General features: G+C 48.6%; 8 protein-coding genes. 4 read left to right on the top strand and 4 right to left on the bottom strand.

What is annotated here, in order from left to right; genetic code table 11:
- Positions 1–5 precede the first annotated feature (5 nt).
- Genes VM802_RS24150 through eat form a run of 4 tightly spaced genes read right to left on the bottom strand, consistent with a single transcriptional unit; the run spans position 6 to position 4,551 of the window.
- Entirely contained in the window at positions 6–713 is a 708-nt protein-coding gene (locus VM802_RS24150; RefSeq protein ID WP_325535466.1) for a gamma-glutamyl-gamma-aminobutyrate hydrolase family protein, read from the bottom strand.
- 8 nt (positions 714–721) lie between these two features.
- On the bottom strand, positions 722–1,870 hold the full coding sequence (locus tag VM802_RS24145) for an iron-containing alcohol dehydrogenase (RefSeq protein WP_325535464.1): 1,149 nt from the start codon (positions 1,868–1,870) through the stop codon (positions 722–724).
- A gap of 10 nt (positions 1,871–1,880) precedes the next feature.
- Positions 1,881–3,239: a glutamine synthetase family protein gene (locus tag VM802_RS24140; RefSeq protein WP_325535462.1), complete on the bottom strand. Its 1,359-nt coding sequence runs from the start codon at positions 3,237–3,239 to the stop codon at positions 1,881–1,883.
- Positions 3,208–4,551 (bottom strand): ethanolamine permease, encoded by a 1,344-nt coding sequence (eat, locus tag VM802_RS24135; protein ID WP_325535460.1) that lies wholly within the window; start codon positions 4,549–4,551, stop codon positions 3,208–3,210. The genes VM802_RS24140 and eat overlap by 32 nt, the downstream gene beginning before the upstream one ends.
- A 464-nt stretch (positions 4,552–5,015) precedes the next feature.
- Between eat and VM802_RS24130 the strand changes: the two genes are divergently transcribed.
- From VM802_RS24130 to VM802_RS24115, 4 genes are all read left to right on the top strand, one after another.
- A complete protein-coding gene (locus tag VM802_RS24130; RefSeq protein WP_325535458.1) occupies positions 5,016–5,720 on the top strand; it encodes a hypothetical protein in 705 nt (234 codons plus the stop codon).
- Positions 5,721–5,821: 101 nt separating this feature from the next.
- Positions 5,822–6,571: a hypothetical protein gene (locus VM802_RS24125; protein ID WP_325535456.1), complete on the top strand. Its 750-nt coding sequence runs from the start codon at positions 5,822–5,824 to the stop codon at positions 6,569–6,571.
- A 74-nt stretch (positions 6,572–6,645) separates the two neighbouring features.
- Entirely contained in the window at positions 6,646–10,146 is a 3,501-nt protein-coding gene (locus tag VM802_RS24120) for a hypothetical protein (RefSeq protein WP_325535454.1), read from the top strand.
- Between the two features lie 19 nt (positions 10,147–10,165).
- Positions 10,166–22,450, top strand: a complete 12,285-nt coding sequence (locus tag VM802_RS24115) for a LysM peptidoglycan-binding domain-containing protein (protein WP_325535452.1) — start codon at positions 10,166–10,168, stop codon at positions 22,448–22,450.
- Positions 22,451–22,485 lie beyond the last annotated feature (35 nt).

The following is a 22,485-nucleotide window of genomic DNA, read 5'->3' as shown; positions in this document are numbered from 1 at the left end:
TATTTTTATTTCTCCCGCGTCGCGGTAAGAAATGCGTCCATGATATTCTTTACAAAAGGGCTTTGCTGGTCTTTCATCCGCTCCGGGTGCCATTGCAGCAGGCACAGGAAAGACTTGCCCGTCACACTTTTCCGCTCCATCGCTTCCACAATGCCATCCGCTGAAAGCACATTGGCAACTAATCCGTCGCCCGCTTTTTCAACTGACTGATGATGATTGCTGTTGATAACGCCGGACGCCGTTTTTACAATGCCATGCAACCAAGAGGCTGTATCCACGGTTACCGCATGATACTTATCCCCGCCATCCGGCAGCTTGCCGTGGTTGAATCTGCCCCAGGTAGGTATATCCGGAATCAATGTGCCGCCAAAAAAAACATTGGCGATCTGCAAGCCCCGGCAAATCCCCAGCACAGGCACTCCCTGCTCCTCTGTATAACGCAGCGCTTCCAGTTCAAAGATGTCCCGCGCTTCATTAATATCATCAGGATAACAATAAGGTAGATATTCCGGCTGATGATAGAAACGCGGATGTACGTCCTCTCCGCCGGTAAGCACCAGACCATCACAGCGCTTCAGTTGCTCAAGTCCGTCCGTACAGCCATCCAGCTTTATAATGGTAATATCTGCTGCAGCTTGCTGCACCCAGTCATGATACAGCTTATACTTACTGCAATCTGTAACTCCCAGTATTAACTTTGATCTGTCTGACATATGAATGATTAAAGCGCACGTTCATACAATTGTCTGAAATCCTCACGGCTGACAGGCTTAGGATTATTGGGATGTGCAAAGTCAGCCTCCGCAAGGTCCGCCAGCGTTTCGATATGTTCCTGCTGCACGCCTATATCCCTTAACTTTAACGGGATGTGAATGCGGCTATTCAGATCAAAAAGATATTGCACCACCGCTTCGCCCGTTTCCTCTTTCAGCTCCAGCGTACGTGCAATACGTCTGAACTTATCTTCAAAGCCTGCAATATTGAATGCCATGCCGTACGGCAGGTTCACCGCATTCGCCAGCCCGTGGTGCGTATCCAGCAAAGAAGAAAGCGGATGCGCCAGGGAGTGTACCACACCAAGCCCCTTCTGGAAAGCAATTGCCCCCATCATAGATGCCTGTAACATTTTGCTGCGCGACAACTGATCAGGTTTCAACACCGCAGTTTCCAGCGAATCTTTTATCAAAGCAATCCCTTCCAGCGCAATACCTTCACAAATAGGATGCGGGTTCTTTGCCAGAAAGGCTTCCATATTATGCGTGAGCGCATCCATGCCGGTAGCAGCGGTAACATGCGGCGGCAAATCCATCGTAAGCGCAGGATCTGCAAAAACAACACGCGCCAGCAGCTTGGGAGAGAAGAGAATCTTTTTCTGATGCGTTTCATCATCCGCAATGATAGCACTGCGCCCCACTTCACTACCCGTACCTGAGGTAGTGGGAATAGTGATGAAGTGCGGCACATCATTCGTCACATACACATCTCCTCCTATCAGGTCATCATATTTGAACAGGTCTTCGCGGTGAAAAACACGCAGCACAATAGCCCTCGCCACATCCAGCGCAGCGCCGCCGCCAATACCAATGATGCTGTCGCGATCTGTATGATCCCATACCTGTGTACCATTGTATACATCAGACTTTACGGGATTCTTATGAATAGCTGAAAAAACTTCAGGACTGATATTTTTCTGCTTCAGCAAATCCAATATCTGCTTGAAGAACGGCAGACCAGCTACCGTCGCATCTGTTACAATCAATGGTCTGCTCAGCTGATGCTGATGCAGGTATTGCGGTAGTTCATTCACGGCTCCCCAGCCAAAACGGATGATGGTGGGAAAGTTGTATTGGTATATTTTACCAGGCTCCATATCTTAAATTTTATATGATCTCGAAATATCTTTTAAGCTCCCAGTCTGTAACTGCTTTCGCATACTGCCTCCACTCCCATTCCCTCGTAGCCGTGAAATGAGCCACAAACTCCGCACCCAGCAACTCTTCCGCAACAGGCGAATGCTTCATATGCCGGGTAGCTTCATCCAGGTTACGCGGTAGCGTCCCATGTGAAAAATCGCGGTAGCCGTTACCGATCACCGCGGGCTGGTCCAGCGACAATCCATGCCGGATGCCATACAGGCCGGAAGCCAGGCAGGCAGCCATCACCAGGTAAGGATTAGTATCAGCCCCCGGCACCCGTGTCTCAAGACGCGCTGATTTCTTACTGCCCGAAAGCACCCTCAATGCCACCGTTCTGTTATCTCGGCCCCACGTAAGCGTTGTAGGCGCCCACGCACCTTCCACCAACCGCTTATAACTATTTACGGTAGGCGCATACATCGGCAGTATATGCGGCAAACAGAATAACTGCCCCGCTACATATTGCTTCATCAATCCGCTCATATGCAACGGATCATCATAATCATAAAACAGGTTTTCCTGTTGCTGTTCATCCCACAAGCTCTGATGCACATGCCCGCCGCAGCCCGGCAACGCCTCATTCCATTTAGCCATGAACGTGGCAATGATACCGTGACGGTAAGCAATTTCCTTTACCGCAGTTTTAAACAGTACCGCACGGTCTGCAGCAGTGAGTATGTCCGTGTGTGCAATCGCCGCTTCATATACGCCGGGACCCGTTTCTGTATGCAGTCCTTCCAGCGGCACGTCAAAACGTTTCAGCAAGTCAAACAGATCACTGAAGAAATCATTCTTCAACGTAGTGCGTAAAATAGAATAACCAAACATCCCCGGTGAAAGGGCCGTGAGGTTATTGAATTTTTTCTCATGAAGACTGTCAGGCGTTTCCTGGAAATTGAACCACTCAAACTCCTGCGAGAAACTAGGCTTGAAGCCTGCCCCCTCTGCATCACGCAACACTTTGCGCAGCAGTTGCCGCGGACATACGGGAGAAGATTCGCCCTTACCATCCGCAAATTCTCCCAGGAAGAACGGCACTTCATTCTCCCACGGAACCCTGCGGAAAGTGTTGATGTCCAATTGCACATCCGCATCCGGATAACCCGTGTGCCAACCAGTGTAGGTGGCATTGTCATAAGCCACATCATTCATGTCCCAGCCAAATACCACATCACAAAAGCCCATTGTGCCGGATACCAGTCCCAGGAATTTTTCCGAAGCAATATATTTTCCGCGCAACACACCATCTATATCTGATATGGCCACTTTCACTTTCCCCGATGGGTGCTGTTTAACGTAATCCAGTATTTCCTGTTTTGTCATACAGTGATTTAAGGTGAACGGTTTTGAATATGATATAGGAAAAGACAAGTATACCAATGTAAATAAGACCCAGTTTAAGGTTGTACACCAGCATAGCTATCAACGATATGCTGGCAATCACCAACACCGTTACAGGCAACACCGGATACCACGGCACGCGGTAAGGACGGTGCAGATCCGGTTGCTTACGACGCAGTGCTATCAACGAAACCATAGACAGAATATACAAGGTCAGCGCACCAAAAACAGAAATAGTAATGATCTCAGCAGTACGGCCGGAAAACAGCGCCAGCAAACCAATGACCATGTTGCCAAGTAACGCGTTGATCGGTGTACGGAATCGCGGTGAAATCTTTCCGGAAAACACAGGCAGATTCCCGGTGCGCCCCATTTCGTAAGTGGCACGGCCTGCCGCCAGGATAAGACCATGAAAGGATGCAATCAACCCAAACAACCCCACCGTAATCAGCAAATGATACATCAGTGTAGAACTCCCCGTGATCTTCGCTAACGCCAGCGGTAACGGTGAATCAGAGGTATCACCGCTTATTCCGTTCCTGTACACGATAGCCTCCCATCCTCCCACACCAATAGAGCATACAAACACCAGCACACAAAGAATCACCAGGGTGATAATTGCCGAACCAAATCCTTTAATAATATCACGTTGCGGATGCGCCGTTTCTTCCGCCACATTAGCCAACCCCTCAATGCCCAGAAAGAACCATATGGCAAAGGGAATAGCGCCGAAAATCCCTGTCCATCCTGCCGGCAGCGCATTATGTGTAAGATGGGTAAACTGAAACCCCGGCGCAGTGATCCCCGCAAACAGTAACAGCTCCCCTACCGCCAGCACCGTTACAATAATTTCGAAGGAGGCTGCCAGGCTAATACCCAGGATATTGATAGAAGTAAAAATGAAATACACCACCACGGCACTGACCAGTATCGGTATCTGCGGCATGAATGCATTGAAATAAGCGCCTATTGCAAAGGCGATGGCCGGCGGCGCAAGTATGAACTCTACCGTCTGCGCAATGCCGGCAATAAAAGCTACGTCCTTCCCCAACGCTCTTGCCGCGTAATCGTATACGCCGCCCGCTCTTGGAATGGCACAGGCCAGTTCGGCATAGCTGAAAGAAAATGCAACATACATCAGCATCACCACGCCGGTCGCGATAGCCATGCCCAATGTACCGCCCTTTTCTAATCCCAGGTTCCAGCCGAAATACATCCCTGAGATAACATAACCTACGCCTAGTGCCCAGAGTGAAAATGGTGTAAGGGTCTTCTTCAAATCATTATTACTCATGCAACTGTATGATTAATCAGTATGATCAATTACGATTCAATATTACTCGGGGCGGAAGGCCATCATCGGTGTATGATATTCTAGAAATATAGGTAATTATATTCAAAATATCAGGCATCCGTAAAAAATGTTCTGCACTTTCCAATATACCGGATATGGTACCGCTATAGAAGATGTAGCGGAATCATGAAGTGGATGAGCCAGTCAACAGATAGACGATATAGTATAAAATACTTTTAAGCTGGCTAAACTAAAATCGGTACAGATTGTTCTCTTCTAAAACACAACGTTATTAATCTCAAAATGCCAGGTTCATCTCAAAAATACCGCGGGGAAAAATACGGGGGTATTCATGTTAAATAATGAGCTACCTTGAACTCACATAACGATGTATACAACATTATGCCGGTTGAATAAGTGCAGTTAACAACTTTCTAAATGAAGGAAAAAAGAATCACAACTAAATGGGGAATATATCAGATCCTTCATCCCTCAAAAATACATTAGCGACCACAAGTGAATTACACGTGTGCTCCCTATTTGTAAAACAGTTCAATGCTGATACCGTTACTATTCAATATAAAGGATTACCCGGTAACAGACCCAAAGACTACCTGAACTACGTCGCTATCTGGGAAGCAAGTGTAATTCCATGGAATGCAGAACCAATTAAAAAGACACCGGTTCCTCAAAATAGCGAAGAAGGAGATTTCGTGATATTCGATCTGTCTATTACCAGCGCAGGTTACATCTTGGGTTATGGCGTAGGGGAAGCCGTTACAGACATATGTACATCAGCCGGCATTGCACCCGCTATGTATGATATCCGGATACCCCACGCAGTATCGCTTTCGCTGGCAGCTGTCGGCAGTAATTCAATTACCATCAATTATGCAACACTGCCAGGCTACCTGCCCGCTGTATATAAAAACTGGATAGGCTTGTGGGAAGGTTTTGCATCACCCTATAATGCAGTCGAACCAATAGGAATGGTAAATATATCAAACAATGCAAGTCAGGGAACCACAGGAATCAACAATATAACCATCGGCAATAATACAGCGTATACGCTCGTCTATTTCATGGGCCCTTCCTATGATGGCAATTGGCCCCGGATAATTACTAATGCTGGCGCATTACTATATTTCCAGACCGGTACAAACCGCTGACCATCGAAAGGACGATTGTACTCCTATGGTGCCTGTTGAAAACAGAAATATCAATCCAATTTAAACCTTATTATTTCACCCTCACTAAACCAATACTTACTATGGAACTAACACAGGAAATTATGGAATCCCAGAAAATCATTCTCGCTGGGAAATCCCTGCTGGCTATCAACACCATTAGCCGTACCACTGAATTTTCAATCAACCAGGTAACACAAAACACCATCAACTTCGGTTTTAAAACACTGCCCGGCAACAAACCAAACTCCTATGGCAACTACGTAGCCATATGGCAGAACAGCGGCAACACCATCCCATGGGATACAGAGCCTATGAAAGTAAAGCCCATTACCAAAGCATCCCCCAGCGGCGATAGCTTCTTTGATGAACTGGACCTGGACAAATACAGTTACATCCTGGGATATTCGGTAGGCGCAGAACTAACTGCCACCGGCGCACAAAAGGTCGGCAACATCTGCTCCACTGCCTACGTTCCTGAACTCGAGGATGAAGATCCATATCCCCCTTTCCTCCCTCAACTGAAAATGGGATACATCGGCGGCAACTCCGTAAGCGTCGACTACAAACTGCCCGCAGGTCTCAAACCTAAATCAAACGGAGCATGGATCGGTATTTGGGAAGCAGAACAAGCTTCATACACTACCCAGCCTAAAGCTGCTAACACCATCATGGTAGACAAAAGCAATGGCAACGCATTTATTAATGGCATCACTATCGGGCGCGGCGCCACCTATACCATCGGCCTCTTCATGAGCGGATGGGCTGGCGCCGGTAAACCACAGACGCTTACTGCAATGGCATGCAGCATCACCTTTACCAATCCCGGTTGAGATATTACCATACATATAAAATAACGGGCTGATTTCCCCATCAGCCCTCTTTGTTCATTTCAGCTTTTCCCTCTATGAACTTTCAGACTAAATATGCTGACAGGCTCTTTATTGCCGAAAGCCAGCCAGGCGACAGAGGCTTTATTGCTTTCGTTGTTCCGGAAACAGCCACCCCGCCCGATCGCAGCATAAGCTTGCAGGAAGCGTTGGAAGAAAATGCCTGGTCCGGATCTTTTGTGTTTTCCGCACAAACGCCCGTCATTAATGATAAGTCATCTGCTGATGATTTTCTCCTGAAAATTTACGGGATTATCGGTACGTCGCGTATGTTCATCTGGATGCCTGACCCTGCTGCAATCCTTCCGGAAACAGTTTTCAGCGCGCCATTCAGCGGCAACGCTAATGCCTTTACTTTCAAAAAAGCACTGAACATTATCATTACGCCATCATTGACGTTCGTAGTCAATAGCGGCATACAGATCAAAGTAGATCCTGATGGCTCTGCATTGATCTTTGATGGCAACAACGATTATGAAATGCAGTTCTCAGGTCCCAGCAAACCAGATATGAAACAGGTAATGCTGGCACAGATCCCATGCGTGGGCGGATTACGCGGCTGCATACAGTTCACAGGCTACATACAACACGCATCCCTGTTTACAGCACTGCAATGGGGCTTTCAGTTCCTCATCCCCAACCCCGATACAAGTGATCCCGACAGACCTACATTATCAGAATGGCTGCCTTTCGCGGACCCCATTAACGGGCCAACAGAATATTTCGGCTTCAACATCTCCATCGATCCATGCGACCCGTTCAACACAGTGTTTGATCCCTGCAAAGACAACAACTGCCCCATCACCGATGCATATGCTTCACGCAGAACATTCTTCGACTTCACCGGTAAAGATTTTCTCGATAACCCCATAACGCTTACCAGTTACTTTATTACTGCATTCGGTGAAAACCTGGTGCTCATTCCCGGCAATAAAGACAATGCAACATTCAACGCCAGACTCGTATTCAGCCTGAGCGACCGCAGCGCAAGACCCTATGAAGATTTTCATCTGTCGCCGGAAGGAGATTTCATTATGTCGCTGCCCAATAGCAACAACAGCAATAATCATTATGTCATCTGCGGAATGTCCGGTACGGAATTCTTTAAGATTACCCCTCACACAACCACACAAAAAGGAGACATCATCCGCTTCATTTCGCGTAAACCGGTATATGTCCCAGGTTTCCCCTTCGCTTCAGCATCACCCGTTGCCGCTCCCTGCGATTACAACGCATCTCCGTTTACCAACACATACTACAGCTCCTGGGTAACGATGGTAAACAATTCAGGCAACAGGATTTATTATGTATCGCAACCCAAAGGATCTGCCTTCTATGGGATAGACACACTGATAGAACCAAATTTCAACGACCTGCTCGGACACTCCACACAAGGATTTATATTCACCGCCAACGATACCACCTTCTTCCCGATGGTGCCCTACAGCGGCGTAGTTTCCAAAGGCGTACAATTATCAGCCATTGACGTTAACAATCTCGAACAGTCTGTAATAAGCCCGCAGCGCAGGCTTATCATCACCTCACGCACAACTAATTGCAGCGCATCGCAGCCAGACCAAAGCGATACGGTCACCAAATATGATACGACACCCTCCGGGCTCATTGTGAAAACCTCCCAAACCCTGGATGGCTGTATCATAAGCTGGGAGGAGGTACTGCTTGGATGGAATATAGACAGGGGAACCCGCTATAACCTTTCCTTTATAAAGCCGCTCCCTGCCCTCGTAAATGCATTACAATCCAGTGATGTTTTCCTGGTCGCCGCCAACAATAAGAACATTGGCAACTTCCAGGATACAATAAGCATAGGTGATTGGAAGATGAAAGCAAATATCGGACTCAATCAGCAATATGGCGATTACAAGAATATAATGATCATCAAAGGACGCAGAGGTAAACTGTATGATCCCGTGCAACCCGCCAACGGCCTCATCTCCAATCCACTCAAATGGACACAGACAAATGATTTCTCCATCCCCACCACACAAACAGCCGGTGGCGATGGTACCTATAAAGAAGATCCATCACAACTCGTAATACTATCGCAATGGTTACAAACCTATTTTGACAATGCCAGGTTACAGGCAGGCAATCCGTATTTTGAGAAATTCAATAACATCGCCACCTCCGATAACTGGACAGGTATCCTGTTCCTGCGCGTAGATATTACCGACATACCATACAACCTCAAAGGTATAATGGCAGGTGTTACCGATCCCGATGCATTCAATGCACATCACTTCGGCATTGAGATCAACCCCGTAACAAAGGGCAGCAAAGGCCCGCAAATAGATCAGCCTTCGTCTGTCTTCGGTCTCATATACTATGTTGATCCCGATTTCGCCGATGTGCAGCCGGTAAAAACAATCGCCCCTTCCAGCAATGCAACATACAATTACCGCCTGCTTTCACTGAAAGTCCTATTCGAAAACACCATCGTAAAGAACTTCGAAAGTTATGCGCAGCTGACCTTGAATAAAGTTTTCAATACCACTGTTACCGGCATGTATGATCCGGATAATATTTACAGGAACATCCTCCTCAGCGGTAGCCTCCAGATCAATAACGGCAACCCCGTTTACTCCCTGGGAAGCAAACAGGATGAAGCGTTCACGCTCGACAGCAATATTATCAGGAAGGTGGAGATAACCAATGTAATGCTCTCTACACGCTCTTCAGGAGATAAAAATAAAATGGTATCGTGGTTCGCAATGTCAGGATTCATCGACTTCTACTGCTTGCAGGACGATGCGGCAAAAACACCTTTCGATATATTCTCATTCGGTAACAAGCCCGGCGAAAACTATCTGAAAAAAGGACTGAGCTTCTCCAACATGGGCATAAAGATGATCTTCTCCACCGCCGATCCGGCAGACAGTGCGCTCAACTTCGACCTGTCAGAAATCACTTTCGATCCCAGCATCAGCACCCCAAGGGAAAACTGCCTGTATAGTAATATGCTGCTCGACCTGGAATCACTCGTAACCGGGCAGGAAGGCGCCACTCCCAAAGAAACCGGCTATCTCGATGTAATACCCGATATAAGATTCGGCGGCGTAGCCGGCAGCCAATGGTATGGTCTTCGCATGAAGCTGAATATGGGAACTCCCGGAGAACTGGCCGGTAAAATCAACCTCAACTCATACCTGCTGCTCTCATGGTCGCCCGACAGCAATCTGCAAAACGGTTATAAGGCCAATGTAGGTATATCACTACCAGGAACTGGCGGCGGCGCCAAACTGATCAGCCTTCAGAATGTAATGAAACTATCGATCGGACAGATAAGACTGATGTACATAAAAGACAAAACATCTTTCCTCCTGCTGTTCACCGAAATAGCCCTCAAGTTCCTGGGACTGCTCAAAATACCATCCGGAGGAAATACCCTCTTCTACCTGTTTGGCAATCCTCATGCAGGCGGCAAGGCGTCCGGTCTCGGTTGGTACGCCATGTATGCGAAAGAAGAAAAAAAATCTGAGGCCGTAACTATTCAATAACATCGAAAACCCATATACCATGCCCTTCCCCGAATTTAAACTGCTTGGTGAAGAAACCAATAAACAATCACAGAAAACCATCAAAGAATACCTCGATAAATTTGGTACGTTCATTTCCAGCCAGAAGGTAATCCGGGCCATCGTACAAAATGGTCCCGGATACGGGCATCAATCTTCAACCGTCAATCTCATCAGGCGGCTGGCTGGCCCTGTAACCAATTATCCCCGCGGATTTGCATATAAAGGAACTATCGAAGTATATGGAGATATGAATTCTGATGGGGGTTCGCTCAGAACAAAGTTGCTTGAATTGATGCCGGAACTGAACGGTAAGGATAAGGGCCAGATCAATGAAGCCACTATCGAATTGAAAGACAGCGAAAAAGACAAACCGGAAGGTTATGTGCTGTTCGGATTCAGCGGAGGATACGACTTTCCTAATTTTCTGCAAGGTGAAGGTAGATTTGAAGGAGAGCTGGAAGATCACAAAATAACAACATTCTTGCTGATGCAGCCATACCGGTGGCTGCTCAACCCTACGTTCGGAAGAACAGAAGCACAGGTACCCGGGAACCTTGTCTTCTATGAAGCAGATGCAAGCGTCAGCCCTAAAGTATACAGGCTTTTCAACCTGGATAAATTTGAATTTGCAAAAACCTTTCATATTGCCTACAGGGGATTCAGTATGCCGCTTCAGGACCTGAGCCCCGAAACATGGGAAGAGATCAAAAGCCTCACCAAACCTCCCATTACTGGTTTGGTCGAGATGATCCAATACCTTACACAGGATGCCATTGTAAGCCGGTACGACCTGGTGCCGATATACGGGATTAAAACGCCTGGCGATATCCAGTTCAAAAAACCGGTAAGCCATCGCCTCGCCCTCGAAATGGCCATATATTACAACGCGCTGAAAGACGGCGCCAGGATCAAGCCTCCAATCATTATTAATTTCAGTCAGTACGATCCCCTGGGAGATGCTACGCTCTCACTCGACACCGTACAACAGCTGGCAGAAGGTGAATACACTCTTGATGAGATGATCGCTGCCAGCCAGCTGGGGACCCGGCTTTCAGAGATAAAAAAGGCACAACTGGAGAAAAAAATCACCATCGCCAAAAACCGGAAAATAGCATTCGGAAATACCATCGGACAAGGACTCATACGCGTCGTTAACTACCTCACGCTGGACAACAAGGAAAAAGTGGATGAGCAGCTCGCCTGGCTCGCAGAAAAAAAGAACCGCGTACTTCTCATCCAGGCAGACAGAGTACCGCCGCTCGTATTCAACTACGCGATAAAACGCGCAGGCCTGCCGCCACTATTCGAAGGGAACAACACTGCGATCGTCACCATCAATGCAGGAAAACCTTACTTCCACACCAACTCACCCGGCGGAAAAGTAAATCAGTATCCCGTCGGTAAGGTGGGAACCATTGATTACACAAAACTCATCGGGAGTATTCAGAAGGTCGCGTCCCACATTCAGGATGATTTCTCCGCCTGGCCGGCTGCCATTAAAAAATCTGCCACTTCTATCACTGCGGCATTTCTCAAACTGACCTATCCGGATGAACCGGTTTTCTTCGAATACTTCGGGTCAATTATGGAGTTCTTTGGCAATGAATTCAACGACAAATTCAATGTCGCTTCCGCATTAACAACAATGATGATGGAATCCAAATGGTTTACGGAGGCCTCTGCCAATCTTGCCGCAAGTCCTTCGCTCAGCCAGCTGTATGATAATATACTGGCCGAGATAGAAAAGAGTGGCAGCGTTGACCTGTTAGGTACAATCCTCCCTTCCGGCGGCATACACGACTACCTCAAATCTACAGTAGCCATTTCCGGAGGAAAGATTATTGTTACCACTCCTACCGTTACGGCCGAAAAAGATAAAGACCAAAAGATCGTAAAGGTGTTGCTGACCGGGAAAACAAATGCATTCGGCATCGCTACATTATGTACCTTCAGTTTCACCATCGTGCAGGATGCATACGCCTGTAGCGCCGACTTCCAGGGCGCCACATCCTGGAGCCTCGATAATGTTCCCTGGATCGTTTTTGATCAACCAACCTTCTCCTCTATTTCTTCCGATGCCGGCCTGCCGCCCAGTGGCGCAATAAACGCCAGGCTCCACGGCACCGATCTTAAGCTGTCCGTCGCCTTCCCCGACGTCGCCGGTATCGCTGTAGGAACTGCATCCTTTGATAAGCCCCAGTCCTTATCCCTGTTCTCTAATTTCGTGGGCGGTATCAGCCTCGAACAATATCTCCCCGCTCCCCTCGCGAAGCTCGCAAACATTGGTGTTACAAGCGTCGCCTTTGGATACAACATGGAAAGGAAAGCCCTGGACCGGATCGTAGTGGTCATCACTTCTCCGGACTCCTGGAGCATCCTCCCAAGATTAGTCCTGAAAGATCTCAACCTCGAAATCACCGTCACATCTCCCGGCGATCTCGAAACAAGAACTACCACCGCGGCATTATCCGGCAACCTGCTGATAGGCGCCGATGATAAAGCCCCCACTGTAAAGGTGCTCGTAACCTTGCCAGATCTCTATATTACCGGACAATTAACCAGCGATGAACTCCCGCTGAATACATTACTCAGCGTTTTCTGGAGCAACGTGAACCTCCCTTGGCCCGGCGGAAAAGAACCCGCCATCACAGCCTTCACTATCGGTTACGGCTACACGAGCAGGGATTACCAACTCGATGTCAACCTGGCACTGCAATGGCCTATCACGTTAGCGGGTACAACTATTCTCACCATCGAATACATCTCCCTGTATTTAATGGGCGGCCCCGGCCTGCAAACCGGCGGACTTAGCGGCTCACTCACCGTACTGCCCGACAGCGAAAAAATAGGCCTGAAACTCATCGCCAACTACCTCGGCGAAAATACCGGCTGGCGCTTCTCCGCAATACAAACATCCGGACAGGTAAGCCTTGTCAAACTACTTACATTCTATCTCCCTGCCGGCTGGGCCCCGGATACAAGCCAGTTCGATATCCTGATCAACGGCTTGGGAATTATCGTGGAAACAGCCACCAACTCCTGGGAGTTCACCGGAAAAACCGCTACGCCCATCAGCATTCCCGGAATTGGTGTCGACATCGATCTTAACCTGAAAGCTGGCTACAATGGCGGCACGCTCGGTCTGGGCCGCGACTCACTTACCGACAGTACCCCAATTCCTTATACCAGTGAAGGCAGGGACCTGCTCTCTGCACAAATAGTAACACCGGAAAAAGGTTACTTCGGTACACTCAGCGCCAAAATAACCTGGGAAAACATCTCCCTGACTGTCTTCTATGACTTCAATCCAACATACCAGGCATACGGAATAAGATGGGGTATACTCGAAGGGAAAATAGTGGAAAACAAAAACGGAGATCAGATAGCCACGCTCTCCTTCACAAAATCCACTACCATTGGCAGCATGGTGGAAACTATGATCAGCTGGGCAACAGGATCCTCTTTTAACCTCAGCTCACCATGGAATATCCTGAACTCCATCCCGCTCAATAACCTCTCTTTAGAATATAACTTCACTAAAAAACAAGTAGGCTTCAACGTTAATATCGGTCCGATAGAAATGGGCTTTGCCCGGATCGACGGCATCAGGATCACCTACAAATCCAATCAGCCCGATCCCGCCGACAATGGCGTGCAGATAGAACTGAACGGCTCCTTCCGCTGGCAGGATGATCCAAATAAACCACTGGCATGGGATGCCGCCAGACCAGAAACCACTCCTGCTCCCGATGGTCAGGGCAACAAATACCTCAACCTCCGTCTGCTCGCATTGGGACAACACGTTACGCTCCCCTGCTTTGCCACAGCAAACAACGTACAGGAAGCCATCGCCTGCATGAAGCAGCTGCCAAAACCCGACAAAGACAACATCACCATCCCTCCCGTAACCCTCGATCCCAACAGCTCCTGGATCACAGGAATGGAATTTGGCGTGCTCCGCTTCGGCGATGAAAAGAAACCCGCCAAAAACAACGTCATTGATCTCGCAACAGCACAGGCTGCAACAACAGGCTATCTCCTGACAATGCAGATCATTTTCAATGATCCCACCCTGTACGCTTTACGCCTCAAACTGGATGGTCCCGCCGCCAAAGTGTTCAAAGGACTCGACTTCCAGATCATGTATAAAAAGATCAGTGACGAAATCGGGATGTACAAAGCAGAGATCACACTACCCGATCGCATGCGGTTCATTCGTGCAGGACAATTCAATATCACGCTCCCCTCTTTCGGAATCGAATACTATACAAACGGAGATTTTCAGGTGGACATCGGCTTCCCCTGGAAGGCAGACTTCGCCCGTTCCTTTACATTCCAGACACTCATATGGACGCCTATTGGTATCCCTATACCTGTAATGGGCTCCGTGGGAATTTATTTTGGTAAGCTTTCCAGCGCTACCACCAACAGAGTCCCCAAAATAGACAACGGTACGTTCAACCCCGTACTGGTATTCGGATTCGGCGTGCAGTTCGGTATCGGCTACACGTTCGATGTCGGCATATTAAAAGCAGGCTTCAGTCTTACTGCAGTGGCCATCATCGAAGGCATCCTCGCCAAATTCAACCCTTACCAGCTCACAGATGGCTCAGGCAATACCAACCAGCTTGAAAGCTCCTATTATTTCTGGCTGAAAGGAACAGCCGGCATTATCGGAAAACTCTTTGGCACAATAGATTTTGCCATCATCAAAGCCGAGGTTAATGTAGACGTACGCATACTTGCCTCCTTTACTTTTGCACCCTATGAGGATATCGAATTAAGCCTCACCGCATCTGTTTCGGTATCCGTATCCGTTTCTATCAACCTGGGACTTTTCAAAATCAGGATCAGTTTCAGCTTCTCTGCAAAAATATCTCAAGCCGTCAGGATCAAAGGAATCGGTGGTACGCCGCCATGGCATGTAATTCCGGGACCAGCTGCTTTCAATATAACGCAAAGGCGTATACGCAGACGCGGACTCGCCGCAGCATCCCGCCTGCTCTCCGATATAGCCGCCCCACAGCTCAAATGGAACAACCTCGTAAATCCCGGCAACCCGCAGCCGCTGAACGCCTACTTAGGTCTGGGCCTTACAATGGCTGGTGATAATGCCGCCACGCTTTCACAACAGGTAGCCTGCTATGTGGCCATGATGTTCATTGAATCGGTAGCAGGACCGCAGGAAGATAGCACCAGCTGCGTTCTCAAAGCCGCCAGCACAGCGGCAGACAGCTCCTTTGAAATGCTGGTAAAGATGGCCCTTCGCTGGGCGGTAGCTGCATTACAACCTTCCGGCAATCTGTCCCCTGCACAGGTAGATGAAATCGTCGTTACTTCCATAGACCTGCAATACCTGTTAACCGTCCTCCAACATCCGGAACAGGGCAATGTATTCTCAGAAGGCGACATCGACAATTTCCTCGGCAGCCAGTTCAGCCTCCAGGTAGAAGGACCTACCACACAGAAGGAAATGAATGCTACCTACTTCCCCGTTGCTCCCGCCCTCGAACTGGCACTTCCGAAGTACGGCAGCAATTATAAAGACATCAGTTACTCCTTCAGAGAGTATAACAAAACATCTTCCGATTACCAGGCATTCCTGCGCGAATATTTCGATCAGCTGGCCGTTCATGCGCAAAAAGAAAACAACAAAGGCCTCAAAGCCTTTGCACTCGCTGATGAAAACGGACCCTCACTGGGAAGCTTCATCTTCAATGATTACTTCCTGCTCATATGCAGGCAGATGATACAAACAGCTATTGATTCCCTGCAGGAATTCAAATACTTTATCCCCAACAACGAAACAAGCGTACAAAATATCCTCGACTGGATCAACAGCAATGCAGGACTCACCGGCCCGGATGCATACAACGTGGAAGAACTCTTTGCAGACAACGCATCTGCTGCACTCAATGCAGGCATCGATCTGAAGATACACGGCGCCACTTACGTTGTACAGGCAAAAGATACGTTCGATACCATTGCTAAGAACAGCCTCTTCGGAGGTAGCTTCAGCGGAGCCACAGTAGCTACGCTTAACGCAGATACAGACAACACGCTGACACCCGGCATCACGATCAGCTATCCTGACAAACCGCCTTACAACACCCAACCGGGCCAATCGCTCGCAGCAGTAGCCCAGGCACTGAATGTCTCCGTGGCTGACCTGATCAGCAAAGGCGGCGTCACCACACTCGCCAACCTGCCCCTGCCTGTTGCTACACTGGCGTTGCCTGACTTCACCTGTAAAACAGCAGCAGGCGATACGCTGCGTAGCATCGCGGCGAAGTACCGTATTACCCTGACTACGCTGGCTATACCAAACAGCAGTGCGAAGAATCTGTTCAACAGATCCGAAACACCATCACTGGATATTGCCGGCCTCACACAATTCAAAGTGGGAGAACTGCTCCGGGAAATACAGGCTACGCAAGGATTACAGCATCTCTCCGGAATGACTTCCCGGTACTATATGGCAGGGCTGCGCCTCCCCACACAGGGCATAGCGCCAAAGAAAAAAGGTATGTGGGTTACCGGCAATGATCCCAAAGACTTCAAACTGCCTGACTTTGCAGGTCTCTATGCACTCACCGGCCAGCAGTTCGCAATACCCGACCTGAATGATACCGATACTTTCAATGTGAATTTTGAAAATAAAGGAATCAAGTGGCTGAGCTTTGTGAACACTGATAAGAACAAACTTACCATTGCCATTGCGCCGAAGAGTGATGATGCAAAACAGATCAAACTGGTGAAAGACTACGCCACTACCACCAAACTGGATACCGGCCTGTCTTTCCTCGGCATGAACGGCATGTTCAATACCAAAGAAGCCACCTACGCTTTCAACACACCAATAGAATGGAATGCAGCTTCTGCGTTCAGCATGCCGTATGGCGGCATGCCGCCGGGAGTACCCGCCTTGCAGTGCTGGCAGATCCCCGATCCCCTGCTGGCATTGCCTGACCTCTCCGTGCGCAAAGTCAATCCGCGCATAGCCATGAAAACAGGTGAATACAACGAAGCATTACGGACCATGGTGAAACATCCGCTTAACTACTATGGCTATGCTTCCCTCGTCGGATTCACCATTAAGAAAGTCCCCGTCAATACCGCCAGCCCGTCAACACTCACATTGTATGAGATCACCGGCGCAGACGGCAGCAGCGCGAAAATACTGGAACGCATAGTGAGCCAGATCGGAAACGATAACAACGCCATACAATCCCTCATCCCGGCATACGGCGCAGATGCCAACAGCACAACATCCGAAGGCATACAAACAGATGATATCAACGCCCTGACAGTAGGTATCGCACAGGTCAACCTGTCCACCGATACACACCCCGATGTCGCTGCCGCTGCACGATTCGCCGCCGTCGGCGACCAGATGACGCTGCTCAACAGCAAAACCGATTTCATAAGATTGCTATGGGAAGCATCCATTACAAGGTCGGGAGGATATTTCCTGTATTACTTCAATAAAGACAATGGTGCAGGGCTCCCCGACAGAATCTTTAATGATAAAGGTGAAGCAGATATATCACTGATCGTGATGTATGCACAGCCCGCCGACACCAATATCCGGAATACTGTATGCAGCTACATGAATGCACTGGTAACCGGCGAAACAGTTGATCCGCAAAACGCACAACTATTTGCAGAAGCAGATCCGCTGAAAGACTTCTCTATCCCTTCTTCCCGTACACAAACACTCTCAGAGCTGGCCTACCAGTACTTCGGAAATGTATCTGACGTCGCACGGGATAATCAAAAGCTCAGACTCCGGAAAGGCCTTCGGATCAAGGCGGCGGAAGGTGCCTATGAAGTTGGCCCCAACGCACCCGGCGGTGACCTCCCGGCTATCGCAACATATTTTAATACAACGCAGCAGGCCATTAAAGACGCCAATCCACAAATAACATCCTGGCCGCAGCCACTCCCGCTGTTCACCGCTATCTTCCTGCCTGTGCTGGAAGTTGAACCAGGAAACAACCTGAACACATTAGGCGATATCGCTAAATACTATGGCATTAATCTTACATCACTGGCGAATTATAATAAAGACATTGCCGGTATCTTCGATGACGGCCAATCCGTAAAAATAAGCGGAGGTCCGGTAATCACTACTTCAACCCTGCCACAAGGCAATATGGCAATGGAAGCCGTGCGCCCCAAACCACCGGTTATACCGGATACACCGGGAGCCGACTACGGAAAAATCTTCCTGCTCAATATGTACAGCCTGTTGTCCTACCAGATTTATCAGAATGCGTTCTTCAGCCAAAGTCCGATTGGTCTTCCTGTAGGACCGACCGCCGAACCGGATGATCCGGAAAACTGGTCTAAGGTACGGGCGCCTAAAACACTGGCTCCCGGAGAAGACTGGCGCTTCAATGTCACCATGCCTTACAGCCAGTATTCGCTGCAAACACCAAAGGCCGCTGGCAACAATCTGCCCGATCCCGGTAAAAGCCCGTACAAAGGAATTGGAGACATATTCCAGGTTAACTTCGCATGGCAGGATCTCTACGGCAACCAACTGATCACAGACCTGAAATCCCCCGCTGCCGGAGGAAACTCACCATTAAACATGCCACCGGTACTTACAGGCTATACTGATCCCATCATAGGATTGAACCAATGGCCTTCTGTTGCATCCACCTATAAAGTGGTGAAGGATAATACAAAACCGGCACTGGTTATTTCACTGACCTTCGACAATAGTCCATACCAGGGCCTTATATCAGCAGCGGCGCCTGATGCACAAACGGTAAGTGCAGTGTTTACGGAACCACTCGATAGAACATCAGCAGAACTAATAATCAATTATCAGCTGAATGATAATATTGTCGTTACTGCTGCCACACTACTCGCAGATAATGTGACCGTAAAACTTGCTGTCAGCAATATACCCGATGAAAAAGAACTGCTGCTGGATATTTCCAATATCAGCAATGCCGCAAAAACACAGGTATTCCAGGGACAGGCAAAATTCTATCATTCACAACGCCCGAATGTCTCCACTTCATCGCTGATAACAAAAGCCCAGGGAGATCTGATAACCTATACCCAGTTATGGTATCAACTTACAGATACTTACGGCATCGGCTATACGGTGGAAACAAGCTTGGTGGCTGAAAAATATCAGCTCAGCAATGCACAGGTCAACAGCCTCGTCCGCGAATGGCTGGCATCTGTTTGGCAATTCATCAACGACAGAGCGCAAGGCAAAACAACAGTGGCAACACCGTCGCCCACACATGATCTAAGCTTTGTCATCGATACAGCTAAACTCAACAATCAGGAAATCTTCAGGCTCAATACAGGTTTCACAATTGAACGTACAGGCGGCGCCGTTATAGGTGATCTCGAAACTACCGGAGGCATAAAACAGGCGGGCACCGCCATCTCGCCTTTCTCCGGCGTGGCTGGCGCGCTCGCCTCCGGACTGGACGAATTCGCCTTCCGGTTGGAAGAAGCATTACTCGATGCCGGAAAATATGAACTGAAAGTTGCTACAGGCAGCGATCGGGATGAATCCCTGTCTTCCGGAAAAGGCAATGAACTGTGGGTAGTCCGGCTTGGGCTCAATAAAGAAACCAGCATCTCTTACGCTATCAACGAAAAAACAGCGCCGCTCATCTTTGCACCAGCGCCCATTTCCACACAACTCATCAACAGAAGCCAGGTACCTATCTGGGACTTCAATCCGGCAAAAGGCATCGACTTCAACACCAATCCAAACCGGTATCTTGATTTCTCCGGTATAGACATGGATATGTGGGGACAAACATTCTTTGGCAATATAGACAATACGCTCTCTGCTGAATACGTGGCCGCCATCCAGCTGGTAGACAATCATCAGAAAACAACATACCTGCAAACGATGCTGGACAACAAGCAAGCGCTCGCAGATATTGTCAAAGCCTGGATGACCTTCGTCTTTGAAGGAGAATCCGGCTCTGTTGCCGAAATGCAGGAAGCATTCAGGCAGCAATTGCTGGCAAAACTCAGCAATGCCTATGCGGTCAAAGCAGGCGTACAGTACGCTGCAACGGTGAATGCCGGAGATTTCAAACTGGTTTACATCAACCAGGATCAGCACAATAATAATAGCATCACCCTCCTGTTCACCAGCGACATCAACAGTACTACTGCACAAAACATCAGTAATTACAGCATCTCAGGAGGTCTGACTATTTTGTCTGCGGCATCCGATCAGCAAAACCCTCAACGTGTAACAATACAGCTAAATGGCACTCCTGTCATAAATGAAACAATAGTAACGGTCAACAAAGACTTCACCAGTGCCAGTGGCCAGGGCATCAAAGGCGCATTAGCCATGAAGGTGGAAGGAGGCGATGCCGCTACGCCACAACTGTACGGCAATATTGCACGGAACTTCAGTTTCCTCGGCGCCGCATTGGATAGCAACAATCATGCACAGCTCTTCCTTTACTTCTCTGATGAGCCAGATAAAAATATCGTTACGGACCGGAGCAGGTACCAGGTATCCGGGCTTACAGTAGATGATGCGCTGCCCTATCCGGAGAATCCGCATATCGTGAAACTGGTGCTTTCCGGAGAAGCTATTGACGGTGAAACCAAAGTAAACATCGTACCTCCTTTCCTTAGCAGTACCGGACAAAAACTAACGCCGCCTACCGAAAAAACGGTAAGCACGAATGTAGATGTCAGCCATTACGCCCAGGAAATAAATATTACAACTGCGAAGCTCAATCTCAAAAACAGCAGTAATGTCCCGCTTCCATTCCTGTTGTCATCTCCGCAGCTCGTCAAAAGCGATACCGGCGCCATACTCTCCTATATTGATCTTGACACCTCTTACGATGTCACCGCCATTGAGCATCAGATCAATATACTGCCACAGGTAGCCGACTACCACGCTTCCAGCTGGCTGGGCTTCATTCAGCCCGCCCCTGTACTGAAAGCCAGCCTGGGCACAGTGAAAGTTCCGGTAATCCTGAGAGCATTCCCCGCCAGCCCTTCAATGGTCAAGCAAGACGGTGAATACCCCGGCGTTGCGCAACCAGACGACATCAGCAGAATATTGGATTGGGATTACATCATCCGGTATAACCAGGCCGTTCATTATCCGCAGGATACACTTTTCTTTACCGTTAACTTCAACGTCTTTGATAACAATGCCCTCAAAGCCGCATCTTTCAAAGACGCCTTCAATGCACTGGCGGAGTTTATTGTAGTCTATCCGGATGTAGAAAAAGCATTGAACGAATACCTGATCAGGATAGATGCCACAACAACCAGCGACGAAACATTCAGGTCTGCATCTGTTGCACTGGGATCATTCAACGCGATGGTAAGCCGTATCATCGACAGCGCAGAAGGAAACGCACTGAAGATGACTGGCTTCATACCCGCCAGCTACAGCAACAACGCAGAACCATATCATTTCCGGGTGAAAGAAGGCAGTGGTTCCCTGGGCGCTGATACAGGCATCCTGGTCATCACTATACTGGGCGCACCACCGGAAGGTATAGACAATCCCGTCGTTGAGATCCCCGGGTATACGACAAGAACTTACGGCGACCCCCTTCCGGGAGTGTTCAGTTTCTACTTCACCGGTAAAGACGATAAGCCGCTCAAAGCAGAGGAAGGTCAGAACATCGGAGCACGGACAGTAAGACTGACTAAGATGAATATACTCGCACGCCAGGATGTAGAAACCACCGTAGAATTGAAACGCAACGACGACCTGATTCCGGAAAAAATAACCGCGCCTGGTTTCATCTATACAACCGGACATGTCGGCTTCCCCAACATCTTCCATCCGCTGATCAGCTATGACAAGTTGGTGAATATAGCAACCTTAAGTGGACAGGGTCCTCAGAGCGCCACCCTGGATGCCCATCTGACACAGCTCTTTGATATGCTGCTGAAAGAAAACACGCAGGACAAACTGAGCTTCCTGATGTCAAACACATACAGCTATAAGTCAAACACCGAATTGCCTGGTCTCGATAACATCCAGTTACCCGTGATCATGCAACCCATGCAGCTGTTTAATGTAAAGTCCTCCGCCACAGAGGATGGAGATACAACACTGAAACAGATGATCAGCAATTGGAGCAACAGCATATTACTCTGGTTTGGCTCGCATAAGCCCAGCCAGCTGGAAGGTGTATTGCAGTTCGACCTGACAATATTCTCCAATCTGACAAAACAGCCAATGCCGCTGATCAGGTTAACCACCCTGGTACTCGACATTAAATATATCACCGATATACCATCATAAATCAATTGACAACAGGAGGGTGTCCCCAAAGGCGC

Origin of the sequence: Chitinophaga sp. (assembly GCF_035538455.1) — a bacterium.
In the GTDB taxonomy this organism is placed as follows: domain Bacteria; phylum Bacteroidota; class Bacteroidia; order Chitinophagales; family Chitinophagaceae; genus Chitinophaga.
This window is presented reverse-complemented; position numbering and strand designations above follow the sequence as displayed.